The sequence below is a fragment of the Agrobacterium sp. SORGH_AS 787 genome (assembly GCF_030819035.1).
GTDB lineage: Bacteria > Pseudomonadota > Alphaproteobacteria > Rhizobiales > Rhizobiaceae > Agrobacterium > Agrobacterium larrymoorei_B.
The window spans coordinates 2,781,870-2,796,626 of sequence record NZ_JAUTBG010000002.1; the positions used below are offsets into that span (position 1 = coordinate 2,781,870).

Below are 14,757 nucleotides of genomic sequence, written 5' to 3' on the forward strand. Positions count from 1 at the left end.
GAATTATGGTAACCAAAGTCTTTACGAGTCCCCTGAAAACGCTGTCCCTAAAAGCGCAAGCCATGTTCATGCAGGTAAGATCCGATGTTCGCGCCCCATTGTTTTCGGGCGTCGAAACCGAAGAGCAAGACTGTCGGCGCAGCACTTACATGGCTGAATCAAGGTCCCCTCTTCTGGCCAAAGCCTGTATCTTTCGACTTTGCCTAAAATGCGGCGATGAAGGCGACCTCGGTCATCCCGTCGTTTTCATTTTCACGGAATCCTTTTAAGCTCGATCATCCGCGATTGACTTAAGGGAACGACACATGAAGGCGCTGCTGCTGATCGACATCCAGAACGGTTTTTGTCCCGGCGGAAATCTTGCCGTCGCCGATGGCGACAAGATCGTGCCGATTGTCAATGCGCTGATCGAAAATGGCGGCTACGACCTCATCGTCGCCTCACAGGATTGGCACCCGGCCAATCATGGCAGTTTTGCCTCCCAGCATCCGGGAAAACAACCCTTCGAGATGGGCGAGCTTTCGGGCAAGCCGCAGGTCATGTGGCCGGATCATTGCGTTCAGGGAACGCCGGATGCGGAGTTTCATCCCGATCTGAATAACCAAGCCTTCGATTACATCCAGCAGAAGGGCGAAAACCCGGCCGTCGATAGCTACTCCGCATTCCGCGATAACGACCAGTCGGCAACCACCGGTCTTGCAGATTATCTCAGCCGCCAGGGCGTGACCGTTCTCGATATTTGCGGGCTCGCGACGGATTACTGCGTCAGCTTTTCAGCGCTCGATGCGCGCGACATGCTCCCGGATGTCAAAGTGCGCTTTATCGAAGATGCCAGCCGCGGGATCGACCCGGAAGGCATCAAGGCCGCCATTGCCGCCATGCGCGCAAGGGGCATTGCCGTGGTCAATAGCAGCGACCTTCTGAAAGCCTAATCCCGTCAGCGACCGTTCAATGGCTGCTCCAGCACATCGAGATCGGCAGCGGCGTCGTCCATTCGACGCGAGATCACCGCTTGCGCGTCTCGGAGTCCTTGGTTGTAAAATGCCGGGCCGATGACGTCCGCCACATGGTCCAGCAGCATTTCGCATTGCAGCCCGCTGACATCCACGTCCAGCTCTTTCACCAGATAGTCTTGAACTGCCTTGGCCAATGCTGCTTTCTGCTGTTTGTCGACCTTCAGTTCCATAACGCAGCCCTCCTCAACGCATCGTCAGTATGAAGCGACTTTGCCAAGCTTCAAATAAATCAATCAAGCCATTCCTTATTTTTGTTTGTACGCATACGGCAGAGGCTGTAGGAGAGCAGGCATCCTATGTTCTCCGGTACAGGACCGGCTTACCCCATGACCCAGTCACCCTTTAGGTCAGGCATCCGCCTCGGCCTTCCCATCGCTCTTGCCGTTCTGCCCTTCGGTGCGCTGTTTGGCGCCGTCGCAATCGACAATGGCATGACCATTTACGAAGCGACGCTGATGAGCGGCATCATCTATGCCGGTGCGAGCCAACTCGTCGGTATCGAGCTCTTCAATCAGAACCTGCCAGCCTGGCTCGTGGTGTTATCGATCTTTGCCGTCAACTTCCGGCATGTGCTCTATTCCGCCGCCATGGTTCGGATTGTCCCGGAATGGTCCTTTGCCCGCAAAGCCATCGGCTTTTTCTTCCTGGTCGACCCGCAATTTGCCGAGTCCGTCCGGCAAAAGGAAATCCATGGTGAAGTGCGCTATTCGCTCTATATGGGCTATGCCTTAGTGGTCTACGTGCCGTGGGTGATCTCCACGGTCGTCGGCGCTTCGCTTGGCAATCTCGTCGGCGATCCAAGGGCACTCGGCTTCGACGTGCTGCTGCCTATCTATTTCATGGGCATGGTGCTCGGTTTCCGTCAACGCAAGAGCTTCTATCCCGTCATGCTGGCAAGCGCCGTTGGCGCGATTGCCTCCTTCCACTTCGTCGGCTCACCCTGGCATGTCAGCATCGGCGCCCTGACCGGCATCATCATCGCCGTCATCCTGCCGCCTGCGAAAAGTGAACCCATCGAGGAACCCGAGGTGCAGATCCCATGAGCGAGTTCTTCCACCTCCAGACACTCATCATCATCGTTGCCGGTGCTGTTGCGACCTACCTCACTCGCGTGGGTGGCTATGTGCTGATGACCAGACTGAAATCCATCCCGCCGCGCGTGGAAGCCGGATTGAATGCCGTTCCCGTCGCCGTTCTGACGACGCTCGTCGCACCCGCCTTTTTCGAAGGCGGATATGATGTGAAGCTCGGCATGATCGTGGCGCTGATCGTCGGGCTGCGATTCCCCGGCCTGATCATGCTCTTTGCCGGTTGGGCGCTGGTCGTGGCGCTGCGGCATTTTCAGCTCACATGAGATGAAAACGCCGCCGAAGCCGCAAGTCAAAGGGCGTCCGTTGCAGCCACCAACCACTGTTTGACGCTCTCGTCGCTGATGAGCGGCATCAGTTTCTCGCGCGTCTCGGCGTGATAGTCGTTCAGCCAGGTACGCTCGTCTTCCGTCAGCAGCGAAACCACGATAAGTCTGCGGTCGATCGGGCACCAGGTCAGCGTCTCGAAGGACAGCATTGGCTGATCGCCACCTTCGATCGCCTCCGCCTCGCGCACATAGATGAGGTTCTCGATGCGGATGCCGAAGGCGCCGGGACGGTAGTAGCCGGGCTCGTTGGACAGGATCATGCCCGGCAATAGTTCCTGTTGCGACACGCGGGAAATACGCTGCGGTCCTTCATGCACCGAGAGATAGGAGCCGACGCCATGTCCGGTTCCGTGGCCGTAATCGGCCCCCGCCTTCCACAGCGCGATGCGCGCCAGTGGATCGAGATCGCAACCGCGCGTTCCCTTTGGAAACTTCGCGTCGCTGATAGCGATCGCGCCCTTCAGCACGAGCGTAAAAAAGCGCTTCTGTTCTTCCGGCACATTGCCGATGGCGACGGTGCGCGTGATATCCGTGGTGCCATTCACATATTGCGCGCCGGAATCCACCAGGAACATCTCGCCTTCCTGCAAATGGCGGTCGCTATCCGTCGTGACGCGGTAATGGATGATCGCGGCATTCGGGCCGGAACCGGAAATCGTATCGAAGGAAACGTCCTTCAGCGGGTTTTGCATCGCTTCGCCAAGACGCGCCCGTGCCTGCTCCAACTTGGTTACCGCCTGGATCTCCGTGACAGTCCCGGGCTGCTGGCTGTCCAGCCATGCCAGATACTCCACCATTGCGGCTCCGTCCTGAATATGGGCGGCAGCGGAACCGGCCAACTCCGCTTCGTTCTTGCAGGCACGCGGGAGCTTGACGGGATCGGTCGCCTCGACAACCGTGCCACCATTGTCCTTGATGAGACGCGTCAGCGCCACCGGCACTACGTCCGCGTCTACCAGGATGGATGCACCGTTTTCAGCAAGCACGCGAAGGGTCGGCTCGATCTCTGTGGGCGCGTGAAGCGTCACAAGGCCATTGAGATAGTCTTTGACCTCGCCGTTCAATTTGCGCTCATCCAGAAACAGATCGGCTTTGCCATCGGCATGAATGATCGCACGAGCCAGCGGATGGGGCGTGTGCGGCACGTCATTGCCACGGATGTTGAAGATCCAAGCAATCGACGACGGATCGGTCACCAGAACCGCCTCCGCCTTGCGGTTCTTCACATCCTCGGCAATTTTGTCGATCTTCTGCTGCGCTGGCGTTCCACTAAAGGCTTCCGGCTGGATCGTGACCGGCTCCAGAGGCTCCGCAGGGCGTCCTTCCCACAGGGGATCGAGCGGGTTGGCAGCGAGCAGTACAACGGAGCCACCCTTTTCCACCAACGCCTTTTCAAGCCGCAGCAGTTCCGCGCTTGTATGCAGCCACGAGTCGATACCGAGACGAAAACCGGTCGGGGCATGTTCGCCGAGCCACTTCGCTGGCGGAGTGCCGACAAGATCGCCGCCTGTAAACACCGCAGGATCGACCTGTGAAGCAAGCTGCGTCGTGTAGCGCCCATCGACAAAGACGATGGCTTGCGACCGCGTCACCAGCACCACACCGGCAGAACCGGTAAAGCCGGTCAGCCAGGCCATCCGCTCGGCACATTCCGGCACATATTCGCCCTGATATTCGTCGGCACGAGGAATAAGAAAACCGTCGATGCCGAGCGCATCGAATGTCGCGCGCAACGCCTCCACGCGGGCCTTGCCGAACTGCGGAGTGGACTTGTTGTCAAAGGACTGGAACATGGCATGCTTTCTGGATTGTCTAGAGCGCCGCGCGTCCTATTGGACGCACAATGGACGCTCTATCTTTGGAATCTGTGCATCTTTGGCCGACCATAGCGCGGCAGCCTCTCACAGGTCCAGATCAAAGCGAACGCCTTTGACGACAACGAATGCGCACAATCTGTAGGCAGTCGGAGCAGATTTTTGTGAGTGAAAGAGCTTAGGATTGCGTTTAATGCATAGCAAGGATGTCAAAGCGGCTATGGCCTAGGCGGCTCTTATATCTTAATTTCAAACCATCGAAAGGGCAACAAAAAGCCCGCGGAACAAGGATGTCCAACATGTCGAAGTCGATCTTTCGCACCGCATTCGAACGCGTCGTCGAAGCCCGTCAGCGGCAGTCGGATCGTTATGTCAGCAGCGCAATGCTGAACCTGGACGATACTACAATCGCTGCTTTCGGTATCACGCGTGAAGAGCTGCGTCGCAAGGCGAAATCCACTTACGTATTCTGATCGTGAGGCGAGCCTCCTCCCGGCTCGCTGAACAAGGAATACGTTTATCCGCTTGAGCCTCTCCTCCCAAGGCTCGCGGATTCGGTCGGCAGGACCGATTGAAAAGGCGGCGCGCAAGCGTCGCCTTTTTCATATTCTCAAAGCATATCGCGACGAAGATGGATGGTGACCCAACCATTGCGCCAGATGGTGCGAATGTGGCTCAGCTTCATGCCGTTATAGGCCGACAGAACCTTCCAACGCTGCGAAGCTAGAATACCGGACAGGATGACCGTGCCACCGGGCGCCAGATGCGCCACGAGCTGCGGCGCCATCTTGATCAGCGGACGGGCCAGAATATTGGCGATGATGAGATCGAATGGCCCATGGCGACGGAAGGAATCCGAGTGGAAGCCGGGCGCTGTCTCGAATGCAATGCCCGAGACGATGCCGTTCAGCTTCGCGTTTTCCTTGGCGACACGCGTCGCGATCGGATCGATATCCGTGGCCAGGACCGGCACCTTGCGCATCTTTGCCGTCGCGATTGCCAAGACACCACTGCCGGTGCCGAGATCCAGTGCATTGCGAATGGTACGCGAACGCAGCACCTCTTCGATCATTTCCAGGCAACCCGCCGTGGTGCCGTGATGGCCGGTACCGAAGGCTTGGCCTGCCTCGATTTCGATGGCGAGATCGTTCGGACGAACCTTGTCCCGGTCGTGTGAGCCATGCACCAGGAAGCGCCCTGCCCGCACCGGCTTCAAGCCTTCCAGCGACTTGGCGATCCAGTCGACATCGGGAATGACTTCGCGCTCGATCGCAAGATGTGGGAAGGAAGCCTGCAACAGCGTCTGAAAGCGCTCGGTAATCTCGTCTTCCTGCTCAAAAAGCATATAGATCGATGCTTCCCAGATATCGCGCTTCTCATCGACCTCGGTGGTCGCGATCGCAATATCCTCCTCGCCGAAGACCTCCGACATCACGTCAAGCACGTCGCCTGCCTGAACTTCGGTTGTGGTGACATAGAGACGGATTTCACTCACGACAGACGCTTTCCCTAATGCTTGTTTGCGCAATCCCGGTCAGCGGCTTTGCGACATGACATGCGACGAAACGAGGGCTTCAATCGTGAGGATCAATGGCCACACGCTTCAGCTGGTTGAAGCGTCAGCCTTTGCCACAAAACACGCGGCAATCCAATGGAGCGGAAGGTGTTTCTTGCAGCGACGTGTCAGGACTTGACGAGATTTTGCAGCTTCTGAACGGCGACATCAGGATTTTCACCGTAAGCAATGGTGCCGCCGAAAGAACCGTCCGGTCGAAGCAGGATCACCGAGGCCGTATGGTCCATGGTGTAATCGCCATTCGGGTCCTTTTCATCCACAGGCACCTTCTTGGCATAGATGCGGTAGCCCTTCAGCGTTTCGGCAATCTTGTCCGGTGCGCCGGTAATGCCGGTAATGCGCTTGGAAACGTTGGAGATGTATTGGTTCATCACCTCCGGCGTATCCCGCTCAGGATCGACGGACACGAAGTAGGCTTGCAGCTTGTCCCCTGCCGGATCGACCTTCTCCATCCAGCCGTTCAGCTCGAACAGCGTTGTCGGGCAAACCTCAGGGCAATGAGTAAATCCGAAAAACAGCGCGGTGGGCTTGCCTTGAAACGCCTTCTCAGTGATCGGCTGACCGTTCTGCGCAACGAGCTGGAAGGGAACGCCATAGGCCTCCTCCACCATCTGCTCCCGGCTCTTGGTCAGTTCGACAGTCAACCAGCCCATGACGCCCAAGAGAACGACGACGGCACCCCACAGCGCAAGACGGATCGATTTCATGCTGTTCCTCACCATGCGATAATTGGCGCCTGGCGCCCTACCCATGTGATAGCCAAGCCTTTGACGTTGCGCAAATCAAGAAGGGCTGGAAACCGCAACCGCGCTCTTTTGTCTCAACACCGTATGCCACAGCCGAGAGAACTGCCCGTCAGAAGCACCAGGCGATGCCATTCTGCACAGAGGCGATAAAGATATCGGTGCCGTGCCGTAGCCAACCATCAAAGGTGGCAAGCACGCCGAAAAGAACAGCGCCTGTGGCAAGAGCTGCAAGCAGAAGCTTGACCGAGTGTGACGATAATGCGCTCATCTTCCTGTTATACCGCATGGCAGGCTGAAGGAGAAGCGTGGAACGTCCTGGATTGTAAGCCGTCACATCTGTTAGTGAAAGTTTAAACGATTCTTGCCATCATGGTCGCCAGCGGTCCGCGCAAGCGCACGACATGATGTCACCGGATTTTACCTGGACGCCGCATTCATCCTTCCAAGCACACGGCCCGCCAGAGAGCCTCCAGGACAAGCAACGACCATGTCGAACGCCATCAAGCAAGCCGGCGCATACCTCGAAATCGTTTCCTTCCATCTCGGCGATCAGGAATTCTGCATCGACATCATGGCGATCCGCGAAATCCGCGGCTGGGCGCCGGTGACGCCGATGCCCCATACCCCGCCTTATGTTCTCGGTCTCATCAACCTGCGCGGTGCGGTGATCCCGGTTATCGACATGGCCTGCCGCCTCGGCATGAAGATGACCGAGCCGTCTGAGCGCTCCGCCATTATCGTCACCGATATCGGCGGCAAGCTGGTTGGCCTTCTGGTCGAACAGGTCTCCGACATGATGACCATCCGCTCCGAAGATCTCCAGCCCGCCCCGGAAATCATTCCGGAAGAGCAGCGCAATTTCTGCCGCGGCATCGTGGCGCTGGAAAAGAGCATGGTCTGCTTCCTCAACCTCGACACGGTCATTGCCGACGAATTGTCGCGCGAAGCGGCGTAGGATCAGGCAATTGGATTTCAGAGAACGGCGGGCCTTTGGTCCGCCGTCTTTCATTGGGCGCTCGCCTTGTCACGCTTCAGCGCTTATGGCTTGCCGTTCTGCCACGTTACTGTCTGGCCATAGAGCGGCACGGTCGAAATCGCCATCTTCGCCGAACCGTCAGTGAGCTCGCGGGTGTGGACCAGATAGACCAGAGTGTCGTTGGTCTTATCGTAAATGCGGTTGACGACCATCTTCTTCCAGACAAGAGACATCCCCTGGCGGAACACTTCCTCGCCACCCTTGGAAAGATCGATATCGCCGACTTCCACCGGTCCGGTCTGGCTGCAGGAAATGGCGTTGTTGGATGGGTCTTCGAACCAATTGCCATTCTTCAGGCGATCGATCACGCCGCGCTCGAAATAGGTGATGTGGCAGGTGACACCCTTCACCTTGGGATCGGCGATGGCTTCCACGACGATGTCATTGCCGGTCCAGTCGACACCGACCTTGCCCACCACCTGCGCCAAGGCGCCCAGCGGAAAAAGCGCCAGTCCCGCAACCAGTGCCACTCGAAGTTTCTGTGATGTCATCGCCTTTACCTCCATGTCTGAAACAACAGATAGGAAGGCGCGAGGCGGTAACAAGCTGACAGGTTACCGTTTTCTCATGGTGCAGGGCTCATACCCCATGGCATGCAGACGTCCTGCAACCATGCCGATCTTCGCCGGAATATCGCGCACATGCTGCAAGGCCAGCGATTTCGCAGCGGCAATGGCTGCAGAGGCGCAAACCACCGCATCCTCCGCCGCATTGTGGTGGACGAAGCGAAGCTGCAGGTGATGCGCGATGATGTTGAGCTTATGCGACGGCAGCGACGGCCAGACGCGCTGCGCCATCTTCACGCTGCAGAAGTAGGACAGAGATGGATAGCTCTGGCGGTACTTGTCGAAGCTTGCACGCATCACGCTGAAATCGAAGGCCGCATTGTGCGCGATCATCGTCGCCTCACGCAGATCGTCGACGAACTCTTCCATCACCTCGGGAAATTCAGCCGCATCCTCCACATCGGCTGGGCGAATGCCGTGCACAGCAATGTTGAAGGGCGAAAAGCGCATGTCCTTCGGCCGGATCAATCGCTCTTCCACCCGGGTAATCACGCCGTCCTCGATCCATGCCAGACCGACCGAGCAGGCACTGCCGCGCTCTTCATTGGCGGTTTCAAAATCGATGGCGATTGTTTTCAAGACGCGATTCTCTGATGAAGGAATAACACTCGAATAAACCCACTAATGGCTAAAGGGAACCTGTAGCGCGGGAATTGGCCTCAGAAAGCATCCAATCACGCAGTTTCAGAACATCGGGATTGTTGAGCACTCTTGGCGGATAGACGAGGTAGTAGGCAAGCGTGCTCACCATTTCGGTATCGAGGGGCGCGATGAGCGTTCCCACGGAAAGCTCATTCGCCACCAAAGAGCGTCGTGTCAGTGCCACGCCATATCCGGCCTTGGCAGCATCGAGAGCGCCGTTACTGTCCAGAAAAACCGTGCCGCCTGAAGCATCGATATCCGCTGCGCCCGCCAGTTCAAGCCACCGACGCCATTCATTCCGGTTTTCGTCATGCAGCAGCGGAAAGTTCCTGAGATCGTCTGGCGCGCGCACCGAGCCCAACCGCTCCAGTAGAGCCGGAGAGCAGACGGGCAAGGTGCTGTCATCGATAAGCCTGACACTCTCAAGCCCATTGTAACGGCCCGATCCGTGCCGCACCGCTATATCCACGGTGTCCTGCGAAAAATCCACCAGCCGGTTGGTGACACTGAGACGAACATCGATGCGTGGATTGGCATCCTGGAATGCCGCCAAGCGGGGCATCAACCACTGCGCGGCAAAGGTTGGGGTGCAGCTGAGCGTCAGCACGTTGACACCTGATCGCGCCGTCAACTCCGCCGTCGCCTCGCGCAACATAACGAAGGCCGTTTTGAGAGCATTGTAATAGCGCTCCCCTTGCGGGGTGAGCTGAATATGGCGCGGTCTGCGAATGAACAGCTGCACGTCGAGATGAGCTTCAAGATCGCGGATCAGTAGACTGACGGCACCGGGCGTTACATGAAGCTCGTTTGCCGCAAGCGTCACGCTCCGGTAGCGGGCTGCTGCTTCGAAGGCCTGAAGCCCTTTCAAGGATGGAAGTCCTGCCGCCATGATTTAACTAAACTCAACTATCGCTCGAGAAACAATCGTTTGAAGCGCCATGAAATCACGAGATAAACAGGGGAAAGTCAATTCCGAAATAAAAGCTAAGTTCAGAAAAGCTCAAAAATTTTTCGGGTGGCTTGCACGCGTCATGCCTGCAAGGATCTGATTTTTACCAGGAGATTTCCATGTCGATACAAAAGCAGATGGGACCGCAGGAATGGGCCATGCTTATTGCGCTTTCCATTCTATGGGGCGGGTCCTTCTTCTTCATCGGCATCGCCGTGAAGGAGTTGCCGCCCATCACCATCGTCACGCTTCGGGTCTTCATCGCTGCTCTGGCGCTACTGACGGTTTGCCGCCTCCTGGGCTACAGCATCCCGCGCAAGCCGGAAGTGCTCCGCGCTTTCGTCGTCATGGGGCTTCTCAACAACATCATCCCCTTTTCGCTGATCGTCTGGGGTCAAACGCATATTGCAAGCGGTGTCGCCTCCATCCTCAATGCCACGACGCCGCTGTTTACCGTGCTTGTCGCCCATTTGATGACCGCAGATGAAAAGCTCAGTGCCAACAAGCTCGCAGGCGTCATCATCGGCTTTGTGGGCGTCGCCACCATGATCGGCCCTGCGGCGCTCAGTGGCGAAAGGTCCAGCCTCTGGGGTCAACTTGCCATTCTCGGCGCTGCCATTTCCTATTCTTTCGCAGGCATTTTCGGACGTCGATTCAAGGCCATGGGCGTGGCTCCACTGGTCACGGCCACCGGCCAGATTTCCGCCTCAAGTCTGATCCTCATCCCGCTTGCCCTGATCATCGACAAGCCATGGACACTCCCCATGCCGAGCGGCGAGACATGGGCGGCCCTCTTCGGCATTGCGCTTCTGTCCACCGCGCTGGCCTATCTCATCTTCTTTCGCATTCTTTCCTCCGCAGGCGCGACGAACCTGGCGCTGGTCACCTTCCTCATTCCCGTCAGCGCCATCCTACTCGGATCCCTGGTGCTCGGAGAACAGCTTGCACTGAAGCACATCATCGGTATGGCAATGATCGCCGCAGGTCTCATCGCCATCGACGGGCGGTTGTTGCAGCGCAAGTCTCTGAAGACTTGACAGCACCGGCTTGCCACAGCATCCTGCCCTCATGATCGCAAAGACCAACACAATGATGCTTACCGTGGTTACCACCGGCACGCCGGTGGACGGTGGAGCCTTGTGTGGAGCCTTTTCGCGATAGGTCTCGCGATCTTTCCACCGAAGCCCTGCCGAAGCAGCAGGGCAAGAGGATGCACCTGCTCTTCCAACTGAAAGGAAACAGCATGTCGCAATCCCAGGAACCGCCCTCACCCGCCGATTTTTCACTCGATGATGTCACCATCCGTGGTTTCCGTCCGGAGGATGCAGAAGCCCTGACAGAAGTGCTAAACATGCCAGGCGTGCGCCACGGCACGTTGCGCCAGCCTTTCCAGAGCGTGGCCCATACCCGCCGATACATGGAATCCCTTACACCGGCCGATATCATGATCGTCGCTGAATGGCGCGGTCGATTGCTCGGCAATGCTGGCCTCCACGCCGAGCGGGGCCGCAGGCGCCACGCCGCGTCCCTCGGGCTCGGCATCCATGACGACTTTACCGGCAAGGGCCTCGGAACGCTCTTTATCAGAACCTTGCTGGATGCGGCTGATAACTGGCACGATCTCAGACGGATCGAGTTGAACGTCTTCACCGATAACGCGCCGGCCATCCGGCTCTATGAGAAGTTCGGCTTCGAGAAGGAAGGCACGATGCGCCAATATGCTCTTCGAAATGGCATCTACGCCGACTGCTATCTGATGGCGAGGCTTCGTTAAGACTTCCAGCCCTTCAGATGATCTGCCATCACCTCGCGAATGGTCCTGCGCGACCATTCGCTGAGCTTCTCATCCCGTACCCGCTCTGCTGCAAGTACGATCATCGCCTTCCACAGCGCCCAGCCTTGGCCGCGTTGCCATGTCTCAGCATCGAGAGGAAGCGCTTGTCTGAAAACGGCGCGGCTATCGGCATCCAGGACGTTCCACGCCAGAATGAGATCGGAGGCAGGATCACCAACGCCCGAACTGCCGAAATCGATAACGGCCGAAAGCCGCCCGCCCTGCATCAAGAGATTGCCCTCGGCAATATCGCCATGCACCCAGACCGGCCTTCCCTGCCACCGGCTTTTCAGCGCCACCTCCCATATCGCTCGCGCAAGGTCCGCGTCCACCTCGTCGCTCACAGCCTCGATCGCGTCCCGCGCTTGCGCATCATAGACGCCCAACGAACCCCCACGGTGGAAATTATGAGCGCCTGCAAGCGGCCCGTCGCTGGCATCGATGGCGTGGAGCGCCCGCAGAAAAGCCGCGACATCCTGTGCCAGCATCTTCAAATCCGTCTCAGGCAACGTAAGCGCCAATGGCTCGCCGTCCAGCCAGCCATAGATGGACCATGGAAAGAGATAGTCCTCAGATGGCATACCCTTTGCCAGGGGCTCCGGTATCGGCAGCGGCAGGCGCTTAGCCAGATATGACAGCCAGCGATGCTCCTTCTCCACCTGCGGAACATAGCCCTCCGCACTCGGCAGCCGGACCAGCATCCTCTCTCCCAGACGGAAGCTGCGATTGTCCCAGCCGCTGTGGCTCACGGGCGTGATCTGCAAGTCCGCCCACTGCGAAAACTGCTCGGCAATCAACCGTGCTACCGTTTCTATCGAAACATCCAGCCGATCGCTCATGAGGCCCTCTCTATGACTTTAGCCACACCGACAAGACAACGTTAACATCGTCACCCGCCGATCAAGGCCAGCCACTCATCCTCATCCATGGTCTGCACACCAAGCTCTCGCGCCTTGTCCAGCTTCGATCCGGCCCCCGGACCTGCCACCACAATATCGGTCTTCTTCGACACCGAGCCAGCGACCTTGGCGCCAAGGCTTTCGGCCCGCGCCTTTGCCTCATCGCGGGTGAACTTTTCCAGCGAGCCGGTAAAGACCACCGTTTTGCCAGCCACAGGGCTCCCTTCCGTGGAGGGCTTGTCCGCCTCTTTCGGGCGAAGCTCCTTCATCAGCCTGTCTATCACATCGAGATTGCGCGGCTCCTTGTAGAATTCCACAATGGCGCGCGCCACGACCTCGCCGATGCCATCGATGTTGTTGAGTTCGTTCCAGGCGTCGCCGGAAAAATCAGCGGCAGCCTTCATCGACTCCTCGAAATGCGCATAGGTGCCATAGCTTCGAGCTAGCAGCTTCGCGTTCGTCTCGCCCACATGGCGAATGCCGAGCGCGAAGATAAGCCGGTGCAGATCGATCTCGCGCCGAGCATCGATCGCATCGAACAGCTTCTTGACGCTGACCTTGCCGAAGCCATCGATATTCTCCAGCTTGGTCAGATGGCTCTTTTCCTGGCGCTCCTTCAGCGTGAAAATGTCCGGTGCGGTCTTGATCGACAGTGCGGGGTCGTCGCTCTCGAAGAAAAACTCGATCTGCTTGGTGCCGAGACCTTCAATGTCAAAGGCGTTGCGCGAGACGAAATGTTTGAGATGCTCCACCGCCTGCGCCCGGCAGACAAAGCCGCCCGTGCAGCGCGTCACCGAATCGAGCTTGCCGGTCTTTTCATTGCGCTCGCGCACCGCATGGCTGCCACAGACCGGGCACTTCTTTGGAAATTCATAAGGCTTCAGAGTATCGGGACGCCGCTCCAGCACGACATCCAAAACCTGCGGAATGACATCGCCTGCGCGCTGGACAATCACTGTGTCGCCAATGCGGATATCGTGCTCCTCAGGTCGGATACGCTCACCATTGTTGCCGATGCCCTCGATATAATCGGCATTATGCAGCGTCGCATTCGTCACCACCACGCCACCGACGGTAATGGGTGTCAGTCGCGCCACCGGCGTTAGCGCGCCTGTGCGTCCCACCTGAATGTCGATCGCCTCTACGGTGGTGAAAGCCTGCTCGGCGGGAAACTTGTGGGCTGTCGCCCAGCGCGGGCTGCGGGAGCGGAAACCAAGACGCTCCTGCAGATCGAGCTCATCGACCTTGTAGACGACTCCATCGATATCGTAATCGAGATCAGGGCGTGCAATGCCGATTTCATGATAGTGCTCAAGCAGTTGCGAGGCGGACGTGAATCTCTTCATCAACGGGTTGACGGGAAAACCCCACTCGCGGAATTTTTCCACGATGCCATACTGCGTGTCGGCAATGCGCGTCGGCTGCCCACCATTGGAGACCTCGCCCAGCGCATAGGCGAAAAACCTCAGCTTGCGCCGCGCTGTTACGTTCGGGTCGAGCTGGCGCAGAGAACCGGACGCCGTGTTGCGTGGATTGACATAGGTCTGCTTGCCTTCGGCCTCCATCTGCGCATTCAGCGCCAGAAAGTCGCTCTTGGCCATATAGACCTCACCGCGCACTTCCACGACATCTGGCACGCCTTCGGGCAGGTCGTTCGGGATTTCCTTGATGGTCCGGATATTGGCGGTGACGTTTTCACCGGTCGTTCCATCGCCACGGGTCGCAGCCGTCGTCAGGCGACCCCGCTCGTAACGGATCGACATGGAAAGCCCGTCGATTTTCGGCTCTGCGGTAAACGCAATGGACTCATCCGGCAGACGCCCAAGGAAGCGGTAGACCGATGCGACGAAGTCGGCAACATCCTCCTCCGAAAAGGTGTTGTCGAGTGAGAGCATCGGGCGCGCATGAACGATGGGCGCAAAGGTCGGGAGCGGCGCAAAGCCAACCTTTTTCGACGGGCTGTCGGCGCGCACCAGCGCCGGAAAGGCTGCCTCGATCGCATCGTTGCGTCGCTTCAGCGCGTCGTAGTCCGCATCCGAAATCTCAGGCTGATCCTTGCCATGATAGAGCGCGTCGTGACGCGCGATTTCTGCTGCCAGAAATGCAAGCTCGGAAGACGCTTCAAGCTCGGTCAGGTTTTCGACTGGTGTCTGGTCGTTCGACATGGCGGCCTCATTCGGGAATCTGCCAGTGCTTTTAGCCAATAATTGGAGCAGGCGAAACGGCCCCTTTTCATCCCGCCGGAATCGATTAGTCTGAACG

At 58.0% G+C, this 14,757-nt stretch carries 17 protein-coding genes; 7 read left to right on the forward strand and 10 right to left on the reverse strand.

The window, feature by feature from the left end:
* Positions 1 to 305: 305 nt before the first annotated feature.
* Entirely contained in the window at positions 306 to 932 is a 627-nt protein-coding gene (gene pncA / locus QE435_RS22710; RefSeq protein ID WP_349042731.1) for a bifunctional nicotinamidase/pyrazinamidase, read from the forward strand.
* Between the two features lie 5 nt (positions 933 to 937).
* Here pncA and QE435_RS22715 read toward each other — a convergent pair whose 3' ends face one another.
* On the reverse strand, positions 938 to 1,186 hold the full coding sequence (locus QE435_RS22715) for a DUF2164 domain-containing protein (protein WP_349042732.1): 249 nt from the start codon (positions 1,184 to 1,186) through the stop codon (positions 938 to 940).
* 156 nt (positions 1,187 to 1,342) lie between these two features.
* Here QE435_RS22715 and QE435_RS22720 point away from each other — a divergent pair, with 156 nt between their 5' ends.
* Positions 1,343 to 2,059: an AzlC family ABC transporter permease gene (locus QE435_RS22720; protein ID WP_349042733.1), complete on the forward strand. Its 717-nt coding sequence runs from the start codon at positions 1,343 to 1,345 to the stop codon at positions 2,057 to 2,059.
* Positions 2,056 to 2,370, forward strand: a complete 315-nt coding sequence (locus QE435_RS22725) for an AzlD family protein (RefSeq protein ID WP_349042734.1) — start codon at positions 2,056 to 2,058, stop codon at positions 2,368 to 2,370. Before QE435_RS22720 ends, QE435_RS22725 begins: the two co-directional genes overlap by 4 nt.
* Positions 2,371 to 2,396: 26 nt before the next feature.
* On the opposite strand, the gene QE435_RS22730 is transcribed toward QE435_RS22725, so the two are convergent.
* A complete protein-coding gene (locus tag QE435_RS22730; protein ID WP_349042735.1) occupies positions 2,397 to 4,226 on the reverse strand; it encodes an aminopeptidase P family protein in 1,830 nt (609 codons plus the stop codon).
* A gap of 320 nt (positions 4,227 to 4,546) precedes the next feature.
* On the opposite strand from QE435_RS22730, the gene QE435_RS22735 reads away from it, so the two are divergent.
* Positions 4,547 to 4,720, forward strand: coding sequence for a hypothetical protein (locus tag QE435_RS22735; RefSeq protein WP_309771277.1), 174 nt, complete (start codon positions 4,547 to 4,549; stop codon positions 4,718 to 4,720).
* A 137-nt stretch (positions 4,721 to 4,857) separates the two neighbouring features.
* On the opposite strand, the gene QE435_RS22740 is transcribed toward QE435_RS22735, so the two are convergent.
* From QE435_RS22740 to QE435_RS22750, 3 genes are all read right to left on the reverse strand, one after another.
* A complete protein-coding gene (locus QE435_RS22740) occupies positions 4,858 to 5,742 on the reverse strand; it encodes a 50S ribosomal protein L11 methyltransferase (protein ID WP_306933415.1) in 885 nt (294 codons plus the stop codon).
* Between the two features lie 188 nt (positions 5,743 to 5,930).
* On the reverse strand, positions 5,931 to 6,530 hold the full coding sequence (locus QE435_RS22745) for an SCO family protein (protein ID WP_306933417.1): 600 nt from the start codon (positions 6,528 to 6,530) through the stop codon (positions 5,931 to 5,933).
* A 148-nt stretch (positions 6,531 to 6,678) separates the two neighbouring features.
* A complete protein-coding gene (locus QE435_RS22750) occupies positions 6,679 to 6,837 on the reverse strand; it encodes a hypothetical protein (RefSeq protein WP_309771279.1) in 159 nt (52 codons plus the stop codon).
* Between the two features lie 219 nt (positions 6,838 to 7,056).
* Here QE435_RS22750 and QE435_RS22755 point away from each other — a divergent pair, with 219 nt between their 5' ends.
* Positions 7,057 to 7,524 carry a chemotaxis protein CheW gene (locus tag QE435_RS22755; RefSeq protein WP_306933422.1) on the forward strand — a complete coding sequence of 156 codons (468 nt, stop codon included), beginning with the start codon at positions 7,057 to 7,059 and terminating at the stop codon, positions 7,522 to 7,524.
* A gap of 83 nt (positions 7,525 to 7,607) precedes the next feature.
* Here QE435_RS22755 and QE435_RS22760 read toward each other — a convergent pair whose 3' ends face one another.
* The 3 genes from QE435_RS22760 to gcvA form a co-directional block, all read right to left on the reverse strand.
* The gene (locus QE435_RS22760) at positions 7,608 to 8,096 is read right to left on the reverse strand and encodes a CreA family protein (RefSeq protein ID WP_349042736.1); all 489 of its coding nucleotides are present in this window, start codon (positions 8,094 to 8,096) and stop codon (positions 7,608 to 7,610) included.
* A 63-nt stretch (positions 8,097 to 8,159) separates the two neighbouring features.
* Positions 8,160 to 8,750: a 3'-5' exonuclease gene (locus tag QE435_RS22765; RefSeq protein WP_309771281.1), complete on the reverse strand. Its 591-nt coding sequence runs from the start codon at positions 8,748 to 8,750 to the stop codon at positions 8,160 to 8,162.
* A gap of 49 nt (positions 8,751 to 8,799) precedes the next feature.
* Positions 8,800 to 9,702, reverse strand: a complete 903-nt coding sequence (gcvA, locus tag QE435_RS22770) for a transcriptional regulator GcvA (RefSeq protein WP_349042737.1) — start codon at positions 9,700 to 9,702, stop codon at positions 8,800 to 8,802.
* 179 nt (positions 9,703 to 9,881) lie between these two features.
* Here gcvA and QE435_RS22775 point away from each other — a divergent pair, with 179 nt between their 5' ends.
* Together QE435_RS22775 and QE435_RS22780 are read left to right on the forward strand one after the other, a co-directional pair.
* Positions 9,882 to 10,799 carry a DMT family transporter gene (locus tag QE435_RS22775; protein ID WP_349042738.1) on the forward strand — a complete coding sequence of 306 codons (918 nt, stop codon included), beginning with the start codon at positions 9,882 to 9,884 and terminating at the stop codon, positions 10,797 to 10,799.
* A 206-nt stretch (positions 10,800 to 11,005) separates the two neighbouring features.
* Complete coding sequence (locus tag QE435_RS22780) at positions 11,006 to 11,536, forward strand: GNAT family N-acetyltransferase (RefSeq protein ID WP_306933433.1); 531 nt, start codon at positions 11,006 to 11,008, stop codon at positions 11,534 to 11,536.
* Here QE435_RS22780 and QE435_RS22785 read toward each other — a convergent pair.
* Positions 11,533 to 12,435 carry an aminoglycoside phosphotransferase family protein gene (locus QE435_RS22785; protein ID WP_349042739.1) on the reverse strand — a complete coding sequence of 301 codons (903 nt, stop codon included), beginning with the start codon at positions 12,433 to 12,435 and terminating at the stop codon, positions 11,533 to 11,535. The genes QE435_RS22780 and QE435_RS22785 overlap by 4 nt on opposite strands.
* Positions 12,436 to 12,485: 50 nt before the next feature.
* Positions 12,486 to 14,660, reverse strand: a complete 2,175-nt coding sequence (ligA, locus tag QE435_RS22790) for an NAD-dependent DNA ligase LigA (RefSeq protein WP_349042740.1) — start codon at positions 14,658 to 14,660, stop codon at positions 12,486 to 12,488.
* Positions 14,661 to 14,757 lie beyond the last annotated feature (97 nt).

Excerpts from the sequence above, each read along its gene's own strand:
- pncA (WP_349042731.1), top strand. The coding sequence starts at position 306 with ATGAAGGCGCTGCTGCTGATCGACATCCAGAACGGTTTTTGTCCCGGC.
- QE435_RS22715 (WP_349042732.1), bottom strand. The coding sequence starts at position 1,186 with ATGGAACTGAAGGTCGACAAACAGCAGAAAGCAGCATTGGCCAAGGCA.
- QE435_RS22720 (WP_349042733.1), top strand. The coding sequence starts at position 1,343 with ATGACCCAGTCACCCTTTAGGTCAGGCATCCGCCTCGGCCTTCCCATC.
- QE435_RS22725 (WP_349042734.1), top strand. The coding sequence starts at position 2,056 with ATGAGCGAGTTCTTCCACCTCCAGACACTCATCATCATCGTTGCCGGT.
- QE435_RS22730 (WP_349042735.1), bottom strand. The coding sequence starts at position 4,226 with ATGTTCCAGTCCTTTGACAACAAGTCCACTCCGCAGTTCGGCAAGGCC.
- QE435_RS22735 (WP_309771277.1), top strand. The coding sequence starts at position 4,547 with ATGTCGAAGTCGATCTTTCGCACCGCATTCGAACGCGTCGTCGAAGCC.
- QE435_RS22745 (WP_306933417.1), bottom strand. The coding sequence starts at position 6,530 with ATGAAATCGATCCGTCTTGCGCTGTGGGGTGCCGTCGTCGTTCTCTTG.
- QE435_RS22750 (WP_309771279.1), bottom strand. The coding sequence starts at position 6,837 with ATGAGCGCATTATCGTCACACTCGGTCAAGCTTCTGCTTGCAGCTCTT.
- QE435_RS22755 (WP_306933422.1), top strand. The coding sequence starts at position 7,057 with ATGTCGAACGCCATCAAGCAAGCCGGCGCATACCTCGAAATCGTTTCC.
- QE435_RS22760 (WP_349042736.1), bottom strand. The coding sequence starts at position 8,096 with ATGACATCACAGAAACTTCGAGTGGCACTGGTTGCGGGACTGGCGCTT.
- gcvA (WP_349042737.1), bottom strand. The coding sequence starts at position 9,702 with ATGGCGGCAGGACTTCCATCCTTGAAAGGGCTTCAGGCCTTCGAAGCA.
- QE435_RS22775 (WP_349042738.1), top strand. The coding sequence starts at position 9,882 with ATGTCGATACAAAAGCAGATGGGACCGCAGGAATGGGCCATGCTTATT.
- QE435_RS22780 (WP_306933433.1), top strand. The coding sequence starts at position 11,006 with ATGTCGCAATCCCAGGAACCGCCCTCACCCGCCGATTTTTCACTCGAT.
- QE435_RS22785 (WP_349042739.1), bottom strand. The coding sequence starts at position 12,435 with ATGAGCGATCGGCTGGATGTTTCGATAGAAACGGTAGCACGGTTGATT.
- ligA (WP_349042740.1), bottom strand. The coding sequence starts at position 14,660 with ATGTCGAACGACCAGACACCAGTCGAAAACCTGACCGAGCTTGAAGCG.